Consider the following 17101-nt stretch of genomic DNA (forward strand, 5'->3'; position numbering starts at 1 on the left):
TTTACAACTTTTTTTCTCTACGCTCTTTATACCCCTCCGTCTTGGACTACCAATGAATGGCTTTTGAGCAGCTACTCTTTACTTGTACTGATGGTTAATCTAAGCCAGACTCCCAGCCCTATCATAGCAATTCCAGCAATCATAATCCCCCAAGAAATAAAACAATTGAAGCGACGGGCGACTGTTTCGCCCAACACATTCTTGATCCAGGTTATATTGGTAAAGACCCCTGGCCCTCCTGTATCATACATCCAATCATATCCCCTCTTCGAACAGTACCAAAGAACAAACCCTAGCAAAAACAGAAGTATACCAGGTAGTTCAGGGAATACTAGGACAAGATCTGTTACCCATCCTTTGTCTTTTTTATTCATTTTTCCGTTTTATTAGTCATCATACTTTTCACATTTTTAGCGTTAACTCTCCATTTCTCCCCTAACAAGGGTTGAAGAAGACTGTCCAATTCGCTATCAGAGATATACGACGTATACCGAGAGTCCAACACCTCTTTCACGAGCAAAGCATAGGTCGATGCTTGAATTATAGGTGCGGATAGGTGTTGGCCAAGGCGAAGTCCCTTGTTTAACGCATCATACCTCAACTGTTTATCTGCCCCTTTATCTGCGGCTTGTGCTAATAGTCGATAAGCCTCAATTTGCATCAGGTAATCTTGTCGATTCTCACAATGGGTCACCCCGCTTTTGAAATCTTCAATCGCCTTGTCGCTCTTGTTGAGCATCATAAACAAGCTCCCTCTAAACAAATGGGATTGTGCCGCTATTTGCCCGACTAGATCTTCAGCGAGTTGACCTTCGATCTCTTGCAAGATGGAGATTCCTTCATCCATATAGCTGATTGCTTTATTAACTTGTTGCTCGCTATATGCTGAAGTAGCTAAAGCGCAGTAAACCATCGTTTTTTGAATGTACCAGTGGGCCTCTGTTTCCTTAAAGCGATCTGCGATAGCGAGACAACTATTTGCGTGTTGGTCAATCGCATTTTTTTGTTTTTTAGCAATCGCATCATACAGCTGTACCAAGTGATACCGATACTTTGTATCAGGAGCATCAGGGTCTCCCATTGCAGCGACTTCTTTTATGGCTTGCGCCAAACCAAAAAAATGGGGTAAAATATGGGTTGATTTAGGAGCAAAATGTTGGAGTTCATCGAATATTGGTTGCTCAAATGTATCGGATAATACTAGTCGAACTTTAGGGTGTAACTCCAGTACGGCTAAATCTTTCAACCAGCGAAGCATTGCCTTGACACGCTTGTTTGGATCATCTAAAACACAGACTAAATAGGAGTCTTCTTCAAATTCCACACTGGCGCAAAAGGCGTTAATATTCGACACAAATAGTGCCGCTACATTATGGGTGTCGGAAGTTGTGACATCCAATTTCCAGTGTATATAGTTGGACTCAATGCCCGGTGGTTTATCTGTATAATTCCACAAAAATGTAGACATAAACAACTCTTCCACCAAAGCCTTGCTATAGAGATTCACCTGTTGCAATCCAGACTTAAAGACCACAACAACATCGTCAATTTCATTGTCGACTGCGACCATATAATCGTAAAAGGCATCTATCATTTCACAATCATCCGAAGGGGTGCGCAAAATAAGAAAGGTATAGGGATGCGTATCCTTTAGCTCGAGATACTTTAATTCAAGTTCTTCCGCTCTTTGTTGAATTGGATTACACTCCATTGGCTTAGTTCAATTTGACGATTGCTCCTTCAACGGCTGCCGTGCCATCCGCCGTTAGCTTGGCTTTTATTCCACCACTTACAGTTACACTACTCTTGCCGTCCACTGCTGTTGTTTTAGAGGAAAGTGTAGCCTCATTTTCCTCCGCATCCAAGGACAAAATCGCCTCTCCACTTTGTTCTACGAGTCTTGTTGACGCCACATTATTGATGGTTTTTCCCTTGAGGAATAACTCCTCTCCTTCTAGGGTAATCTTTCCATTTTCCTCAAGGGTCAACTTCGATTTTCCCGATTGTATGCTAATTGCTTGGGCACTCTTCACAACAATAGTTCCACCTCCGTCGAGTTCGATGAAGTTTTTGTTCTTGTCCACTATTTTTATTCCTCCTTCATCATTGAATTCGATGATGTGGCCACTCTTAGAGCTCCAACTTTTAATGCTGTTTCTTATGCCTCCACCAGCACTTGCATCACCGTGAAACAAACTTCCCATAACGACAGGTCGATCTGGATGTTGGTTGATGAAGCCTACGATCACTTGATCGCCAACTTCAGGGACTGTTACAAAACCACGATTTTTGTCTACAACAGCACTACTTCCTGCATCTGGCGTCACCACGCGAATAAAAGCCGTATTTTCATCTACTTTTTGCCAGTCAAATCGCACTTGTACACGTCCTTTACTTTTAGGGTCTTCGTTGTTAACTACCGTGGCAATTTGCTGCTCTATCACGGGTGTATCAAAGTGAATACGCGGAATAAAACCTGTATCAGCATCTACAGCCTCAAAATATCCTTTATATGTGCCCAATGCGTCCACCTCATGTTTAATACTAGTGATCATCAACTTGGTGAAGTAGTGACTTTCTTTGCCTGGCGATTGCAGCACATGGAGTTCTATTTTACATCCTGGATATAAAAATGGTACTGTTGTCGTACCAGAAACAACAAAAGCATTCATGCCCTCACTTGCGATAAGTCCTTTCTGTGCTTGGGTGATATCTTGGTTGGTGGATGCCTTTATCGGGGCTACTTGCAAAGAAGGCGCTGTAAAAATGCGTTGTGATTTTTCATAAGCTACCTTAGCGAGAGTCCCTTTGGCAACTAATTTGGTGTTTCCTATTGCGCTTAACCGCTCATTGTCTAGACTGTTATATCCGTACAGATCCCGGTTAACATGTTGTGCGGATAAGCTTACTTTGACATGATCAATATCGCGTCCATAAGTAAGGGGAATTGTAGACTCCGCAAGGGGAAAATCACCAAAGTGCAGTACTTCTCCATCGTAAAAGAATTGCTCCCCATAGGCCTCAGCCATTCGCGCTAGATAATTATAGGCTGTTTCGTTATATTGACAACTATAAGAGAGATTGACTTGTCGATGGGATTGAACAGCATAGTTGTATTTTCCTTTTTGCGCGTAACCTTCTTCCAAAACAGCTTGGACTATTGCGTGCAGCGAAAGGGGATTCGATCCTCCAAAACTCTGAATATGTGGAGCCTTATCGAGTAAAATAGTAGGGCTATATCCTCGGAGAATAATGTCGCCATGGTTACCTTGTTTTTGCTCAAAACTAACCTCTGTTATGAGTCCAATAAAGTCGCGTTCAAGATTTTCACGACTATTTTTTAAATGAAAACGCACTAAAATACGCTTTCCCAATAATTCTTGAGTGTGAGCCATTTGATAGGTTTCACTCTTGCCTAATGCATTGTGATGTAAGGATAATTCAAACGAATGATGTCCCTTGATGCACTGATTTAAACGAAAGTTTATAAAACTCAAGCACTCCGTGCCTTCCATTGTTATTTTTAGATCAACTAAATGGTTAACCCCAATAGGAGTGGGGTTTACAATGGTTTTTGCGGGGCTTCCATAGTCTTGATCAGCTGCAGCAACTAAAGAAGATTCGATAGCTTCAAGGGGATTTTTTGTTTGCTCTAACTCCTTAGCATCAAATAAAGTTTTACTTGTCATAAACTAAATTATCTTACTATACGGTTAATTGCGAATTAACTACTTAAAAGGAGAGAATGCCCCAAAACTAGTGGAGCAACTAGATAGCGGGATAAAGGACGGTTGTGGCCTTAAAGAAGATCTGCCTAATCCTACTATTTCCAATTGAGATCCGCGGATCAACAATGGAAGAACCTATATAGATCACATCCCAATAGGAAAATGAAATGCATCTGTCTAGCAATAAAAAAACAGAACGAGTAGTAAGTCGTCAACAAAACCATTGGATTGCGTAAATCGCATCAATGCAGGAAGCTTTGTAAAACTAATTATGTACCCGTTCTGATTTTAATACAACAAGCGTGTGAACTGCTAGTCCAAGTTAATTATGCGCTTGGCCAGGTTCCTTGATACGCTGAGTTTCCATATTCAATTTGCTCTGCACTGACCACAAAAGAAATATACATGGCATTGGAATTGATGGCATCAAAATCAACGTGATGCTGGATTACGTATCCATTAGACCAAGTTAAAGAAATCAACGTTCCCTCTTCATGGGATTTATTGAAGATGATTTCTCCTTTTGTTGGTTTGTATTTCCCATTGAGCAAACTTTCTAAAATCTCCGATTTATCTGTTGCTTCTACTGTAATGGTAATGAGGGCATTGGAAGGATCAGATGCTACACGTCCTGAAACATCGACAGAACGAGAGACACCATACTTCAAATTTAATACTTTCTGTGCGTCACCTCCATTGAATTTTAAAACGGCTCTTGAATTGTTTTCTGCCATAACTTTTTAGTTTTAAATTATTACTACATCAAACTTAAAAACTATTCAGGAAGAAAACTTAACATATTCTCTTTTTTTAAAAAAATAGAGGGGTTTTACTGTTAAAACACACGCAAACTTAACAAATAAAACTATTATTTATTAATTTATACACTATTTAAATAAATTTAATTTAAAACCTCCATATCAACAAATTGAGAAACTAAAAAGCCGAGAATTACCTCTTGATTATACAGGTTTAACAGCGGAGTACAGTGCGGTCTAGGCTTACTCTTGTACATATTCGGCTTCCCAGTCATTGCCATCATCTCCTTTATGCCCGTCTAGCTTAATTACAAAGCTTTTAGCGGGGAAATAAGGAGTTAAGCGGATATCGAGCCATACACGGTCTTTTTGGTGCTTATCTTGCTCGAAACGCACGATTTTAAATTTTTCAATCAATTTATCGGCTCCCTTGATTCCGTCTAAAAACAGGACAATTTGCTTGCGCAAATCATCTTCGTTTTTTGCATTCCAATTTTCAAAAGCACGGCGATTTAAAAAATCCAATAGTACTTTGGTCACATAATCGAAAACACGAACGACAGAATAGGTTTGCAGGCCAATATTGTCGCCATCGAACAAGGTTTTTGCCGAAAAGGCCATAATCTTGCCGTATTCATTCACCATCGGCACAAGTCCCATTTTTTCGAGTTGAGAGATCTCACTTTTCTTGAGCTCAAACTTAACAGCGTTAACCTCGTTGATTCCGCCGTGTTTTTTACCAGCAGCAACTTGTGACATAAGCGTTTTGTGAATCTTGCCTGTAAGCGAGGTCGAAGGTGCAATAAAAACATCTTCTTCTTCTCCTACTTCCTCAGCGCGACCGCGACCAACTAACCAGTTACAAGTCATGATGACATTGCTCTTGTGAACATCTCCGCTCGTCAGATTAGCCGAGTAAAATAGGTCGACCACATCATCTGGCTTGTCTAAATTGGCAAAGTCAGTGAGCAACATGACTTTGTTTTCATTGCAGATTTTAGCCCATTTGTCCACCACCATATTAGACCCCATATACCCAGGAATAGACAACAACGAATAGTTGTCACGCAGATCCAATCGATCGTAGTACAGCTTAAATTCTTCTGCTATATAATTGATGAATACCGGATTGTCTAGATCAGTTATTTGCTCCATTGAAGCGTTGATCACATGCACATTATCCACTTTATCCAGCTCTGTATTCTTATAAAACTGTGCAATCGTACGATAGGACACCTCCAACTCGCGACTCTGCAGCAAGGCTTGTTTCAAATTGCTCTTTAAACAGGATACGGCCTGGGTAGCTTTTTGCTTACAAGCGTCAATGAGTTCCTTTGTGGATTGATCGGATTCTAACAATTCCAACCATAACTGTATGTTTTTCAACAATTCTTCACGCTCCCCTTTCTTACTAGAATCCGTAAGAAAGATTTGTTTCCTCGCCTTGCGTTCGGGATTCATATTCGCCATGCCATCCACGACAGTTTCTACAAATCCATAGCCCCCCAATTTCTCCAAAGCCTTGCCTACTACAGGCGTATCTAGCATACTTCGTTGGGCTTGATTCAGCTCCTGTTGCGTATTTTTCTGTGTTTCTTGATCTACTTTTGCCATGCTTTCTTACTTTTCTAATTCTTCTGCAATTGCTCTTAACGTATCTGCAAATTCTCTTTTTGCTTCCTGGTCTTCCAATACTTTTCGAAGTACTTTGTTGACCTGCATCTGTTTAACAATCTTGTTATACTGCTCTTCATCCACCTTTAGTCCTTTCAAAAAAGGGGAGTTCTCCACCATTTTTTTGGGAGTAAAATCTCCGAGATTATTGAATCTAAACACTTCTTTTACTGATTGTCCATCGGCGGTTTCGTGTTCCATTTCCAAACTGGGGGTGAAATAATGAAACACCTCTTCCACTGTTTTCAACCCCGTTACAATTTCAGGGGCGATGGCATCATCCGTTGTGAGTTTGGCCACTAATAAACTTTTATTGCCCTGAATTTCTTGAATGGCCTCGTTAGCGTCAACTTTTACTTCATTGCCACCAACTCCATAATTAAACATTGTCATTTTCTCGTTCTTATTAAAATTAATATTACTTTTTTCACTCGTTGAGGCCGTTTGATTCTTGTTACTACCCTCGGACTCTCTCTTGTTTTTTCTTGTTGATTTTCTTCCTTGCAAGGCCTGTTCTAGTCCAACTTCCACAGATTCCGCAATTGACTTGACTACGTTTTTGAATCGATCAAACAGCTCCATGTATTTCTCATTTAATCCAACACACTCCAACCGCGATTTGTCTTAGGTGGGGGTGCTACTTCTAATGCTGTAATGATGATGTTTTCTTTGCGCTGTCCGATATAATCAAGCTCGCTCAGTTGCAGAAAGATCTTTTCTAAACTGCTCAAAAGGAGATGAATTTGATCCATGTGCGCCCCACAATCCAGGTGTTCATATTTCATTTCAGCCACAGTAGTTAGCTGACTTAAAAGCATATGAGGGGCTAAATCGCTCCATTCTCCAATATAGCTGAGTAGTTCTTCAAGGTCTACCGATGAAAGAACTTGTGTAGTTTGATAGAGGTGAATGGACAGTTGAGAAAAACCTTCGACAAAATAAATAGGCGATACATGGGGAATTACATTTCTAAAGTGAAAGTAAGTACTGCCTATATCGCGGATTAACACTTGACACAATTGCTTTACATTAGTGGCTAATGTTGAATTTTGCTTGTCTATTTTATTCTTTTGAAGAATACGCAATGCATACTTTTGAAGCAGGGGCAAGGAAGTAGCTGCGCGGTTGTACGATTGGAGCAATAAGGGATGGCTCCTCATACTAGTACAAGGGGGAATAAAATGTACGTCTGTTTGCAGTGTTTCCCCTTGCACGATTACTTTACCGATGACGATAAAGTTTGATTCTTCCATAGATCCGTTCGTATCAAAAGAAGTCACAGGCATAAATTCGATACGATGGCGAGGCTTCGTAAACGGATAGCGCGGAGGAGTTTCTTCTAAATCAAGGGGACCGTATGGAATTTTATCAAAAGGATTGACCGACAGAAGCAAGTAGTAAGGGATCTTTTGCTGATGCAACTCCTCAGCTACTACAGGAAGTAGCTCTTTTAAACTCGTTTTAAAATCATCGAGATCAATTCTATAGCCCCCAGGTGTTAATGCGCTACAACGCTTAATAACCACCTCAACATCTCCGGTTAGAGAGTCAACTAAATCAAAGATCGCTTGCCCGCTGCTTTTGCCATTTAAAGGCAGTAAACCATAAGTAAATGCATTGGTAAACACAGCGCGTACTTCTCTAAATCCATCCAAAATAAAGTTGGTATGTGCGTCAAAGTGTTGTTGTGAAATCTTCATGCCATCAACCCAGTTAATGGCTTGGTATTTTTCAGAATTTATCATTTTCATTCGTTTATTTGTTGTTTGTGTTCCATTACGCGTTTACAAATAATTACATCGTTTTCCTTAATTTTATTTTGGGTAATATCTAATTCAAAATCAATGTAGTGTCGGAGGTGAAACATGGATCGTTTCACATAGAATATCCAGGCGTAATACACTCCCTCTTCGTTGCGCAACTCAATGGTGTATGATGCGTTTTTAAAGTTGTAATCTTCCAATACTTTTTGAAACCAATCGCCAAATGTAATTCCCGTTCCAAGTGTTTTTGCCTGAATGCGAAATTGATGTCCCTCCCCTTCATTTTTACTCAACTCCAGCGTAACCACCTTTAACTTACTTAAATCAAACCCTTCAAAATCAATTGGCTGCTTATTTAACTGATAGTTCCATGTCTTGTATATACTAAGGGGAATTTTTAAAAACTGATTGAAACAATAGCCAAATAGCAAGGGAATAAAAAAGGTGATACTACAAGAAGCAGACAACAAGGCGTATCCTTTAAAAGGGCTAAGCCAATCAAAAAGATAGGTAAAGAGCAATACCCCAAACAACAGCATAAATACAGAAATGCTCACCTCAAACAAGGTTGAAAGTCCTTCTGCAACATCCAACGCTTGAAATCGCTTTCGTATTTGGTTGAGGTGGATACAACCCATCAAAAAGTAAAGAATACTCCCAATCAAATACCAATAGGGATTAAAGGTATTTCCAGCAAACCCAAATAATCCAGGCAAGCCCAACAGAACCCCACCTACCAAAAGGTACAATATCAACTCTTTAGCCCGGATAAAGGGCAATTTTTTTTTGAGGTATACCAGTAAAAAAGCAAGTACAATCAAAACTGTGGGTATAATTAAATGTTCAAGAAAAAAAGCTTTTATAAATTCTATATGCATAACTGTTGTTGTTTGAGCCTCACAAATAGGTAGAATACCCTAATAAGCTGTTATTGTTGTTTTCCAGTCGAAATGAATGTTGATTTTTTTGGGTGATAAAGCGTTCTATTACCGTTGCAGTAACAGGTAGACAATAGTCGTAAATCGCTTGTAACAAAAGCCTCAAGGGCGTTCCTTCTAAATACAGATGCAAATCGGCATAGTCAATTGGACCATAGCGAAACAGCCAACTCTTCTCCCCGTCAAAATGATCTTCGGTTAATACACTTGTTAGTCCCATTTGCATGACTCCCAATACTGTAGAGCGATCTTCAATTGCTGCTATTCTATTGGGTACAAATGAAATAGCTACCGGTATTTTAAAACACCTACTCAAAGACTTTGCTATCCATTCTTTTTTTCCTCTTGCTTGGTGAAAATAGGGAAGTAAGAAGGAGAAAATACGCGCATTGGCAGTATCTAACAGTTTCAGTAAGGGCCATAGCTCTTCCAAGACCTGTAAGTATTGATTGCTTGGATCTAGGCCATCAAAACTAGCTGCGAGCTCTAAAGCCTTTAGATGACTGAAGTAAACCTCCATTTCAAAAGGCTGAAAAAAAGAACGAGCCTTTTGTTCAACCTGTCTTTGCTGTCGAATTTGATCCACCACATCCACAATATTTGTGCGGCTATGCTTGTGTGATGGAGGGTGAAAAATACCTTCCGGTAGATAGTCGTAAATGCCTTCCCTGTAACTTTCGACGCTGATAATATTTTCTTTTACCTCCATAAATTCGACTTTAATGCGCCTAAGGTCTTTGTGGAAGCTGCGGTTATTACTCCCTAACCGCTTCAAAAAAACACCGTCGACATCAGGGTAATACTTCCAAATGTGATAGGCTATTACCTCTGTTTTATAATCTGTATCCAAGCTGTTGTAATCTTGGAGGTATACTGAATTGCTATCTTTCATGTACTATGCCTCTTCTTCATTCAAATGTTCACCTTTAAAATGGATGATATACGTCACTCCATCTATCGATCTACTAGCTATTTCTTGCTTTAAACTGCGCGCGTAATCTATCCAGTACTGTGAACCCATGTCTTCGTAATTGTCCACTACAATCTCGATGTTTACTGTGCGCTCAAAGCCTTCTTTAGGTTTATCGCTTACTTGTACGCCTCGAGCAATAGTAATTTGCTTACAATTTGCTTGTAAAACCATTTTGCAATAATTTTTCACATCTTCTTTAGAAATGATTTTGTCTCGTGTAGTCAATGCATATTTATAGGCTTGAATAGCATCCGTGCCTCTCTTTTCACGTTCTCCACCTTGGGTCGTACTCAACAAAGTAATATGCCTATTGGCATTGGTATACACCTTGTCTTGTTGCGTGAGTTGCACACCTTTTCGGATGTTGTTGGCTAAGGCACAATGGGTAATCCAATAAGTTGCTTGTATGTATTCTGTCTGTGACTTTGGCTCTACAATGACATAGTGTACCTCATTTGCCACACTGCCGTTTACGGTCTTAACCTTTTGGTCCAAAGCGCGCATTTGATACACCATCTTTTTAAGTGCTTCGATCACTTTGTCTCGATCGAGAACACCAAAGGCAGATACCTCATCTCGCGTAAGTTCAATCACTTGAGTGATGAGATCTATGGCATTGCGTTCACTAAAGCGCTCCATCCCCCCCTTTCGAACTGTATATAACCCTTGTCTTAAACTATTGTTTTCAGAAAAGAGAATCTCGCTATACAGCCTGCCTTGACTATCGACAATCTCCTCTGTATACAAAAAGGCTTCTCCGATTTGCGCTACTAAGGGAATGGTATTACCCATGATATCTAAACTCGATTCATTGTGTCTCCATCCCCTGTTGTACACGGGAAATGCATTCAAATAAAAAGAAAAGCCCTCCAAAATATCTTGGCTGTATTGCGCTGGAAAATCAAATTGAATCCACAGTAACTTTTTGTTTTCTATTAGCTGTTTTGCTTCTTGATTGGCAAGTAAAAAAGAAAGATTCTCAGGTACGTCCACAAGTCCTAGTTCGTCCACTTTGCGTTTAAATCCGCTCAACTCTATGAATTTATTTGCGTAAATACTCTTGATCCGTTCTTGGATGCGTTTTTCAATAGAATAGTCTTCAAATGTTGAATCATAGCTGTACTTTTTCGCTTTAGTTGCGTAGGATAGCCCCGCAGTTACCACCAAGGGCATTCCATTCACAGAGGCTGTGGTAAAAGGCAATAATTTGTACACAAACTCAAGGCTATCATAGGTTGGATTATCGCAATACAAGCTGAAATGATCAGGAAGATGTTCTAGCTCATACGCGCTGAGGTCCAACGCTAAAAAGAGCTGATTCCTTCCTACCGCTTGGTCGAGTTTTACAGTGGCTATACTGTTGTAAAAAGCGTCATACTCCCAAATAGTATTCCCTATCAGGCGATAACAAACGTTAGATTTTACAAGTTGTACATGACCCACAGCAGTAAAAGGTAGGTCAAACTTGAGATCCCCTACTGTTTTCACCGTAGAGGGAAAGACCTTTTTGCTGTAAAATTCCTGGTGATCCAACAAAATCTCCCGTGACTCTTCAGGTTGTGTAATCGCTATGGCATGGGCGGGTTGTGGATAAGTGTAAATGCTTGGCGTTAATAATCGCGCAATTTTTTCTAAAATATTCACCTTGATACTTTCAATATCGTTATTCACTTTAAATATCTCCGTACTAAATGCATCAATTAATAGAGAGACTAGTGGATCTAGCGCATTGGGGTTCTGCACTCCCCAAAGTTTTGTTGCATGTTGAAGGATTCTAGCCTTTATGACTTCCTTCGCATTGTTATTTACAATCTTTTTCATCGCATTGTTTATTTAGTCTACAGCCATCGGGCTTAAATAGATCTGTGTGCTAAAAGTATAGCGCTCTCCTAGGCCCGTTAACTCGGCATTGATTCCTATTTTTGCCTTTTTTCGGATCTCCACAAAGTCCTTCGTTCCATACGTATGTTCCACGTATTCCATGTGTACCTGTATTTGAGGATAACTAATTCGCGTTTCATATTTTTTGATTTGTTCGAGTAAACTCTCTTCGAAGACACGCTCCCACTCCACAATTGTAATCCCGTTATCAAACTCTAAGTCCCATACAGCATTGCCATAATCTGGATTAAATCGATTCTCTCCTTTTCGCGTGAGAATGAGCAACATCACGTGTTGCGCAATACTCTCGGCCAAACTACACGTGGGTATCACCCCGCCCTCGGTCATGGCTAACTCTGGGTTGAACGGAAATTTTAAAAACGTATGTAGCATTATTTCCCTTATTTAACAAGTTGAAAAACAACAGCTTCCTCTTGCCAATCCACGTAAATTTTTTGTCCAGCCCTTAGCTGTTCTCTTACTATCATTTTAGAAATAGGCCGTGCGATTTCCTGCCGAATTACCCCGTTGATTTGTCGAGCGCCATACTGACTAGTAAAACCAGCTATTGCCAATTGCTTATGGGCTAAATCCGAAATTTCAAACCCTATATTCAGTCGATCAAAGGCCTGGCGCAAGGTCTTGAGCTGAATCGAAAAAATTTCTTGGGCCATTGGTACGGTAATTGGCCCAAAAGGAACAATTTCTGTAATTCGACCGAGGAATTCTGGTCGAAAATGTCCTTGCATCAACTCCATTAACTCCTTAGAGGTTGGGATGTGCTGCTTGTCAAAAGCGGTGCGAATTGCGTCACTTGCTATGTTGGAGGTAAACAAGATCAAGGCGTTGCTGAAGTCGCCTTCTTTTCCTAATTTATCGTGGATCTTCCCCTCGTCCATCAGCTGAAGAAAGACATCAAAAATAGAAGAATGGGCTTTCTCAATCTCATCAAATAACACTACGGCATAGGGTTGTTGTCTTATTTTGTTGACGAGCATCCCGCCTTCTTCATAGCCTACATATCCTGGAGGTGCTCCATACAGCAGAGCTGCCGCATGTTCTTCTTTAAACTCAGACATATCGAAACGGATCATTGCCTTTTCATCGTTAAAAAGCAAAGAGGCAATGGCTTTGGCAAGTTCTGTTTTTCCAGTACCGGTAGGTCCTAAAAAGAAAAAGGAGCCCATGGGTTGTCCGGGTTTATTCAATCCGCTTCGGCTTTCCACAATCGCATCTGCGACAACCTTTAAAGCGTGCTGTTGCCCTACAACGCGTTGACCAAGTAATTCCTCCATCCCCAGGAGTTTTTCTTTTTCTTGAACTTGTATTTTTCCCAATGGAATACCCGTTTTAGCCGCCATAACCGCCGCAATCTCCAAACTTGATACCCGACCTACCTTCTGCTTGCTATTTTCGATTAATTCCCCATAAATTGACAGTATGGTTTGCTCCAAATGCACACTTGACATACTCGAATCTAATTCGGGCTGTTCCCTTAGTAGTCCCCATAGAATAGGACTCAGGCTGTTTTTTAATTGGCAATACAGCCAAACTAGTTCACTTGCTTTGGCTTGTTCGTCTGCAAAAACTTGAGCTAGGCGATTGTCGTAGTCTGCTTTCCAAGCGTTCAATACCACTGTTGAGCGCTCGTCTAATAAGCCAATCGCCGCCATGGTGCGATCCAACAAATCCAAAGCAGTATCGGGTAATCTCTTCTCCTTCGCATAGCGTTTCGCCAAGGTCACACAAGTAAGTAATGCTCGGTCTTCCACTTGAATCCTGTGGTGGTGTTCATAATTTTCCACAACACTCGACAACATTTTTACACAGGTTTGCACATCGGGTTCAACCACGTCTAATCGTTCAAATCTCCTGTTGAAAGCCTTGGCCGGTTCAATAATCTTGCGATATTCTTCCCCTGTGGTTGTGCCGATAATCGTCAAGCTACCATTTGCTAAATCGGGTTTCAGCAAGTTGGCCACTCCCCCATAGCTTCCTCTGTGATCCAACAATTGGTGAATCTCATCCAGGAAAAGAAGTGTGCGCCCTAACTGTTTACACTCCGTTAAAACCTTCTTCAAGCGATCCTCAACTTCTCCTTTATAACTCGTACCAGCCGCTAAAAGTCCAAGATCTAACTGGTATAAATGACAGCCTTTTAAAAGGGAAGGAACTGCCTCTTGACTCAAATGCTGAGCAAATCCCTCAACCAAGGTGGTTTTTCCTACACCGGGCTCGCCAACTAAGAGAACATTTGACTTGGTTTTTCGACCTAATATTTCAACTAGGGTTCGAATCTCCTTTTCGCGACCAACCACAGCACTAAAATGCCCCTGTTTGGCCTTTTGAAGCAAGTTAATACCATATTTTTCTAAATGCTGTAGCGATGTTGCTTGACCTTTTTCACCGAGTAGCCCCTCTTCGACTATGCGCTCGCCCCTATCTTCCATCGACTGAATCGCGAAAAACAACTCGGATTCTCTCAGTGGCAACGATCTTAGTTCTTCTGTGGTAAATATCGTATTGGGTTTTACAAGACTAGCCAATACACACAAAGGTGTTACTTCTAGTAATCCTAATTTACTTCTTACGTCTTCCGCATTCTCCCACAGCACCTCTAAGCTGCTTGCTTCCACAATCTGCGTTGCTAGCTGCGTCGTTTTAGGGTAGGCTTCTATTCTAACCTCTGCCCATTCATATACATAGGCAGGGTCTTTGCCCAGGCGTACTAAAAAATCGTGTAACTCAACATTTTTATGCATCAGCGCCTGTAAAACATGAGCCCCAGCATACTTTGCATTATAATTTTCTCTCGCAATTGACTGTGCGATATGAATCACTTCTTGCAGGGATTCATTGAATAACAATACGTTCATATTCATTTTTGTTTTAGGGCATTCCTTTTTTCACGCGTTCGATATAATCCTTCGCATGGCCCTCATTAACTTCTTTTTTAGGGTTTTGTTCCTTTATTTTTTCGAGTTCGACAGGCAATAGATCAAACGACTGATCTTTTAGCTGTTGGTTGTTATAATTTAAAATGGGGATATACGCTTGATTCAACCAATAAAAGCAGTGGTCGTTCTGCTGTAAACGCACCGTTTTATCTCCTTTGTGCTCCTCTATTTCACTTGCCTTTGTCTTAAAACTGCTGAAGAAATCTTCCAACATTTTCGCATTCATCCGTCGGGTTTGCTTCCATTGCTTCAGCTTCAAGACGGATAGGGAATCAGCATTAGTCTCATACAATCCCGTCCGTTGAAAAAGCCCTGTAGACATAGTGTTAGCGAGTAAAAAGCTTTTTGTTACTTTATTAGGCAATACGCTTTTCCCTCGGGCTACTTGAATATATCGGCGAATCATTCGTCTATTGCTGAGGTTCTTCTTATTCTTGATCACAGCTGCGTAAATACTGAGGTAATAATCGCGTATATCCGCCAGTTCTTCTTCGTCTAAAAGCACCCCGTATTCCAAGGCGTCAACACCTATATCTTCTTGTTTTTTCAGTACGCCCTCCTGCATAAAAACGCGCGATTGACGCTCTAGCTGTTTGGCAAGCACAAGTGGTACATAGGGCTGGTCTTGCTGAAAAAAAGGCTGGTAAGTCGCCTTTATTTTAGTTCGTGACATCCCCTGATCACTAGTAAAAGCCGCCGTTAATGTGCTGTCAATCTTCTTGTTGTCTATAACAATCGCTTGGGTAATACGTTGAAGCGTATTTTGAAGGGCAAGCGGTGCATTCACTTGTCCTTTTTTCGGAAATAGAACCGCGCCCTGATGCATGCTCTGCAAGGGATAATCCAAGTGATAAAACCCTTGATTTCCCTGAGATAAGTCGAATTCATTGCCTTCTACTACATCTTCATGACGGATCAAGAGCTGCTTTTTATATGGGATGAGCTGATTCGAAGAAGCTTTTATCACCTCTTCAGCAAAGAGTACAAAATCGTTATCTGGATCCAAATAATTGGCCTGAACCTGATAAAAGAGCAAGCGACTTTGTGTATCGACGAGCTTATCGATAAGCCTTTGTTGCTTTTCCTTGTCTTTAGGCTGTATAGCCTCACCGATTACCACCACCAAGTTGCTCTCATTTTCACGGGATTTCAGGAGGGAGCTCAAGTCATCCATCGCTTCATACAGACTGATATTGGCAGCGGAGTGTTCTGGCATCTCCATTGGCCTTTCAAACGCGTGAAACCAAGATGAAAAATCTTGTGTATGTTGGTCAGAACCTTGTTTTACAGCAGCACTCACGTGGTAAAAAAGCGTGGAATAGGAAATAGAATCAAAGTAAGACTCCTGATCAAATTGCTCCGCTAATCCCTGCATGATCACTTTGAAAGCCCCCAAATGATCCATTACTTCCCTTGATCCATCGAGGACAAAAACAAGGTTTAACTTTCGATGCGCTACTACGCGCTTTTTATACGTATCATAGGCAATGGGTTGCCCATCGACATTGTACAACCAGTTTGCTGAATAATCTAGATAATGGTCCCAATAGCGAATCGAAAAATCGTCTTTTCGCCAGTGATAAGTCAAGGGAAAAATATGATAGAAATCGTGTATGTCCTGTATCTCAGAAGAAGAGATAACAGGAATGAAAGCAGTCTCACTGCGTTCCATTCCTACTTGAATAGCAGGAATTCCGGGGGTTGGTTTTACTTTAAACGCAGTTCGCTCTCCCCAAACGGATAGGATACGCGCATCAATCCAGCCGTATCGGGTACTATCGAGATGGTCTGCATCAATTCTAGGTCGATCTCCTACAAGTACTCTTTTGTTATCGGCCGAAAACTTATAGAGATACACAACAGTATTGAGGGGCATTTTAGCCGAGGATCGTTTCAGTAAACTCGGATCTTTAAACAAGGAGATAGAATCGCTTTGTACAAACTGCTCGCTATTAGCTATCACATCGGGATGGTGCAAAGTGAGTAATCCTTTTAAGCGAAAACCAGTTGTAGCACTTTTAAGTGACTCCCCCCACAACAACAAATCCTTTTCGCCTATCCAGCTTTGAGATTGGACTTGTGCACGATCCATTTTTCCATTCATCATACTGCCCGTATTGTATGGGGCTACTTTATAGCGATCTCCGCGCTTTTTTAAAACAACAAAAGGGGCTAAAAACGATGTTTTTTTATTCGCTTGCTCTTGCTTCTCCCTGTCGTATATTGCGCCTTCCTCTTGGGCTGAGAAAACAATCCAAGGCGTTGAAAATTTTGGGTATCCCGAAAGCAATTCATTGTCTTCGACCCTGTAAACGACACGGGATGCCGGTGTTTTTTCAACCGCAATCTTTTTCCCTCCACAGCTCCACAGCCCTATTCCTCCTAAGAATAATATAACCCCTAATCTGCGTTTAACGCTATCCTTCATC

At 40.9% G+C, this 17101-nt stretch carries 13 protein-coding genes; all 13 read right to left on the bottom strand.

Annotated features, from left to right (window positions below; genetic code table 11):
* Positions 1-71 precede the first annotated feature (71 nt).
* A complete protein-coding gene (locus H4K35_RS03505; protein ID WP_182625999.1) occupies positions 72-374 on the bottom strand; it encodes a hypothetical protein in 303 nt (100 codons plus the stop codon).
* Positions 371-1711 (bottom strand): hypothetical protein, encoded by a 1341-nt coding sequence (locus tag H4K35_RS03510; RefSeq protein WP_182626000.1) that lies wholly within the window; start codon positions 1709-1711, stop codon positions 371-373. Before H4K35_RS03510 ends, H4K35_RS03505 begins: the two co-directional genes overlap by 4 nt.
* A gap of 4 nt (positions 1712-1715) precedes the next feature.
* Positions 1716-3689 (bottom strand): type VI secretion system Vgr family protein, encoded by a 1974-nt coding sequence (locus H4K35_RS03515; RefSeq protein WP_182626001.1) that lies wholly within the window; start codon positions 3687-3689, stop codon positions 1716-1718.
* 365 nt (positions 3690-4054) lie between these two features.
* The gene (gene tssD, locus H4K35_RS03520) at positions 4055-4462 is read right to left on the bottom strand and encodes a type VI secretion system tube protein TssD (protein ID WP_182626002.1); all 408 of its coding nucleotides are present in this window, start codon (positions 4460-4462) and stop codon (positions 4055-4057) included.
* 267 nt (positions 4463-4729) lie between these two features.
* Positions 4730-6034, bottom strand: a complete 1305-nt coding sequence (locus tag H4K35_RS03525; protein ID WP_255492356.1) for a DUF5458 family protein — start codon at positions 6032-6034, stop codon at positions 4730-4732.
* 72 nt (positions 6035-6106) lie between these two features.
* Entirely contained in the window at positions 6107-6742 is a 636-nt protein-coding gene (locus H4K35_RS03530; RefSeq protein WP_182626004.1) for a hypothetical protein, read from the bottom strand.
* A gap of 11 nt (positions 6743-6753) precedes the next feature.
* Positions 6754-7911 (bottom strand): hypothetical protein, encoded by a 1158-nt coding sequence (locus H4K35_RS03535; RefSeq protein ID WP_255492352.1) that lies wholly within the window; start codon positions 7909-7911, stop codon positions 6754-6756.
* Entirely contained in the window at positions 7908-8801 is an 894-nt protein-coding gene (locus H4K35_RS03540; RefSeq protein WP_182626005.1) for a TssN family type VI secretion system protein, read from the bottom strand. Before H4K35_RS03540 ends, H4K35_RS03535 begins: the two co-directional genes overlap by 4 nt.
* A gap of 19 nt (positions 8802-8820) precedes the next feature.
* Entirely contained in the window at positions 8821-9753 is a 933-nt protein-coding gene (locus H4K35_RS03545) for a type VI secretion system baseplate subunit TssG (protein WP_182626006.1), read from the bottom strand.
* 3 nt (positions 9754-9756) lie between these two features.
* Positions 9757-11655 (bottom strand): type VI secretion system baseplate subunit TssF, encoded by a 1899-nt coding sequence (locus H4K35_RS03550; protein ID WP_182626007.1) that lies wholly within the window; start codon positions 11653-11655, stop codon positions 9757-9759.
* 12 nt (positions 11656-11667) lie between these two features.
* Entirely contained in the window at positions 11668-12108 is a 441-nt protein-coding gene (locus H4K35_RS03555; RefSeq protein ID WP_255492353.1) for a GPW/gp25 family protein, read from the bottom strand.
* Positions 12109-12116: 8 nt separating this feature from the next.
* Positions 12117-14591, bottom strand: coding sequence for an ATP-dependent Clp protease ATP-binding subunit (locus H4K35_RS03560; protein WP_182626008.1), 2475 nt, complete (start codon positions 14589-14591; stop codon positions 12117-12119).
* Between the two features lie 13 nt (positions 14592-14604).
* Positions 14605-17100 carry a type VI secretion system protein TssR gene (gene tssR / locus H4K35_RS03565; protein WP_182626009.1) on the bottom strand — a complete coding sequence of 832 codons (2496 nt, stop codon included), beginning with the start codon at positions 17098-17100 and terminating at the stop codon, positions 14605-14607.
* Position 17101: the final 1 nt, after the last annotated feature.

Origin of the sequence: Myroides sp. NP-2 (assembly GCF_014145665.1) — a bacterium.
GTDB lineage: Bacteria > Bacteroidota > Bacteroidia > Flavobacteriales > Flavobacteriaceae > Flavobacterium.

Excerpts from the sequence above, each read along its gene's own strand:
- H4K35_RS03505 (WP_182625999.1), bottom strand. The coding sequence starts at position 374 with ATGAATAAAAAAGACAAAGGATGGGTAACAGATCTTGTCCTAGTATTC.
- H4K35_RS03510 (WP_182626000.1), bottom strand. The coding sequence starts at position 1,711 with ATGGAGTGTAATCCAATTCAACAAAGAGCGGAAGAACTTGAATTAAAG.
- H4K35_RS03515 (WP_182626001.1), bottom strand. The coding sequence starts at position 3,689 with ATGACAAGTAAAACTTTATTTGATGCTAAGGAGTTAGAGCAAACAAAA.
- tssD (WP_182626002.1), bottom strand. The coding sequence starts at position 4,462 with ATGGCAGAAAACAATTCAAGAGCCGTTTTAAAATTCAATGGAGGTGAC.
- H4K35_RS03525 (WP_255492356.1), bottom strand. The coding sequence starts at position 6,034 with ATGCTAGATACGCCTGTAGTAGGCAAGGCTTTGGAGAAATTGGGGGGC.
- H4K35_RS03530 (WP_182626004.1), bottom strand. The coding sequence starts at position 6,742 with ATGGAGCTGTTTGATCGATTCAAAAACGTAGTCAAGTCAATTGCGGAA.
- H4K35_RS03535 (WP_255492352.1), bottom strand. The coding sequence starts at position 7,911 with ATGAAAATGATAAATTCTGAAAAATACCAAGCCATTAACTGGGTTGAT.
- H4K35_RS03540 (WP_182626005.1), bottom strand. The coding sequence starts at position 8,801 with ATGCATATAGAATTTATAAAAGCTTTTTTTCTTGAACATTTAATTATA.
- H4K35_RS03545 (WP_182626006.1), bottom strand. The coding sequence starts at position 9,753 with ATGAAAGATAGCAATTCAGTATACCTCCAAGATTACAACAGCTTGGAT.
- H4K35_RS03550 (WP_182626007.1), bottom strand. The coding sequence starts at position 11,655 with ATGAAAAAGATTGTAAATAACAATGCGAAGGAAGTCATAAAGGCTAGA.
- H4K35_RS03555 (WP_255492353.1), bottom strand. The coding sequence starts at position 12,108 with ATGCTACATACGTTTTTAAAATTTCCGTTCAACCCAGAGTTAGCCATG.
- H4K35_RS03560 (WP_182626008.1), bottom strand. The coding sequence starts at position 14,591 with ATGAACGTATTGTTATTCAATGAATCCCTGCAAGAAGTGATTCATATC.
- tssR (WP_182626009.1), bottom strand. The coding sequence starts at position 17,100 with ATGAAGGATAGCGTTAAACGCAGATTAGGGGTTATATTATTCTTAGGA.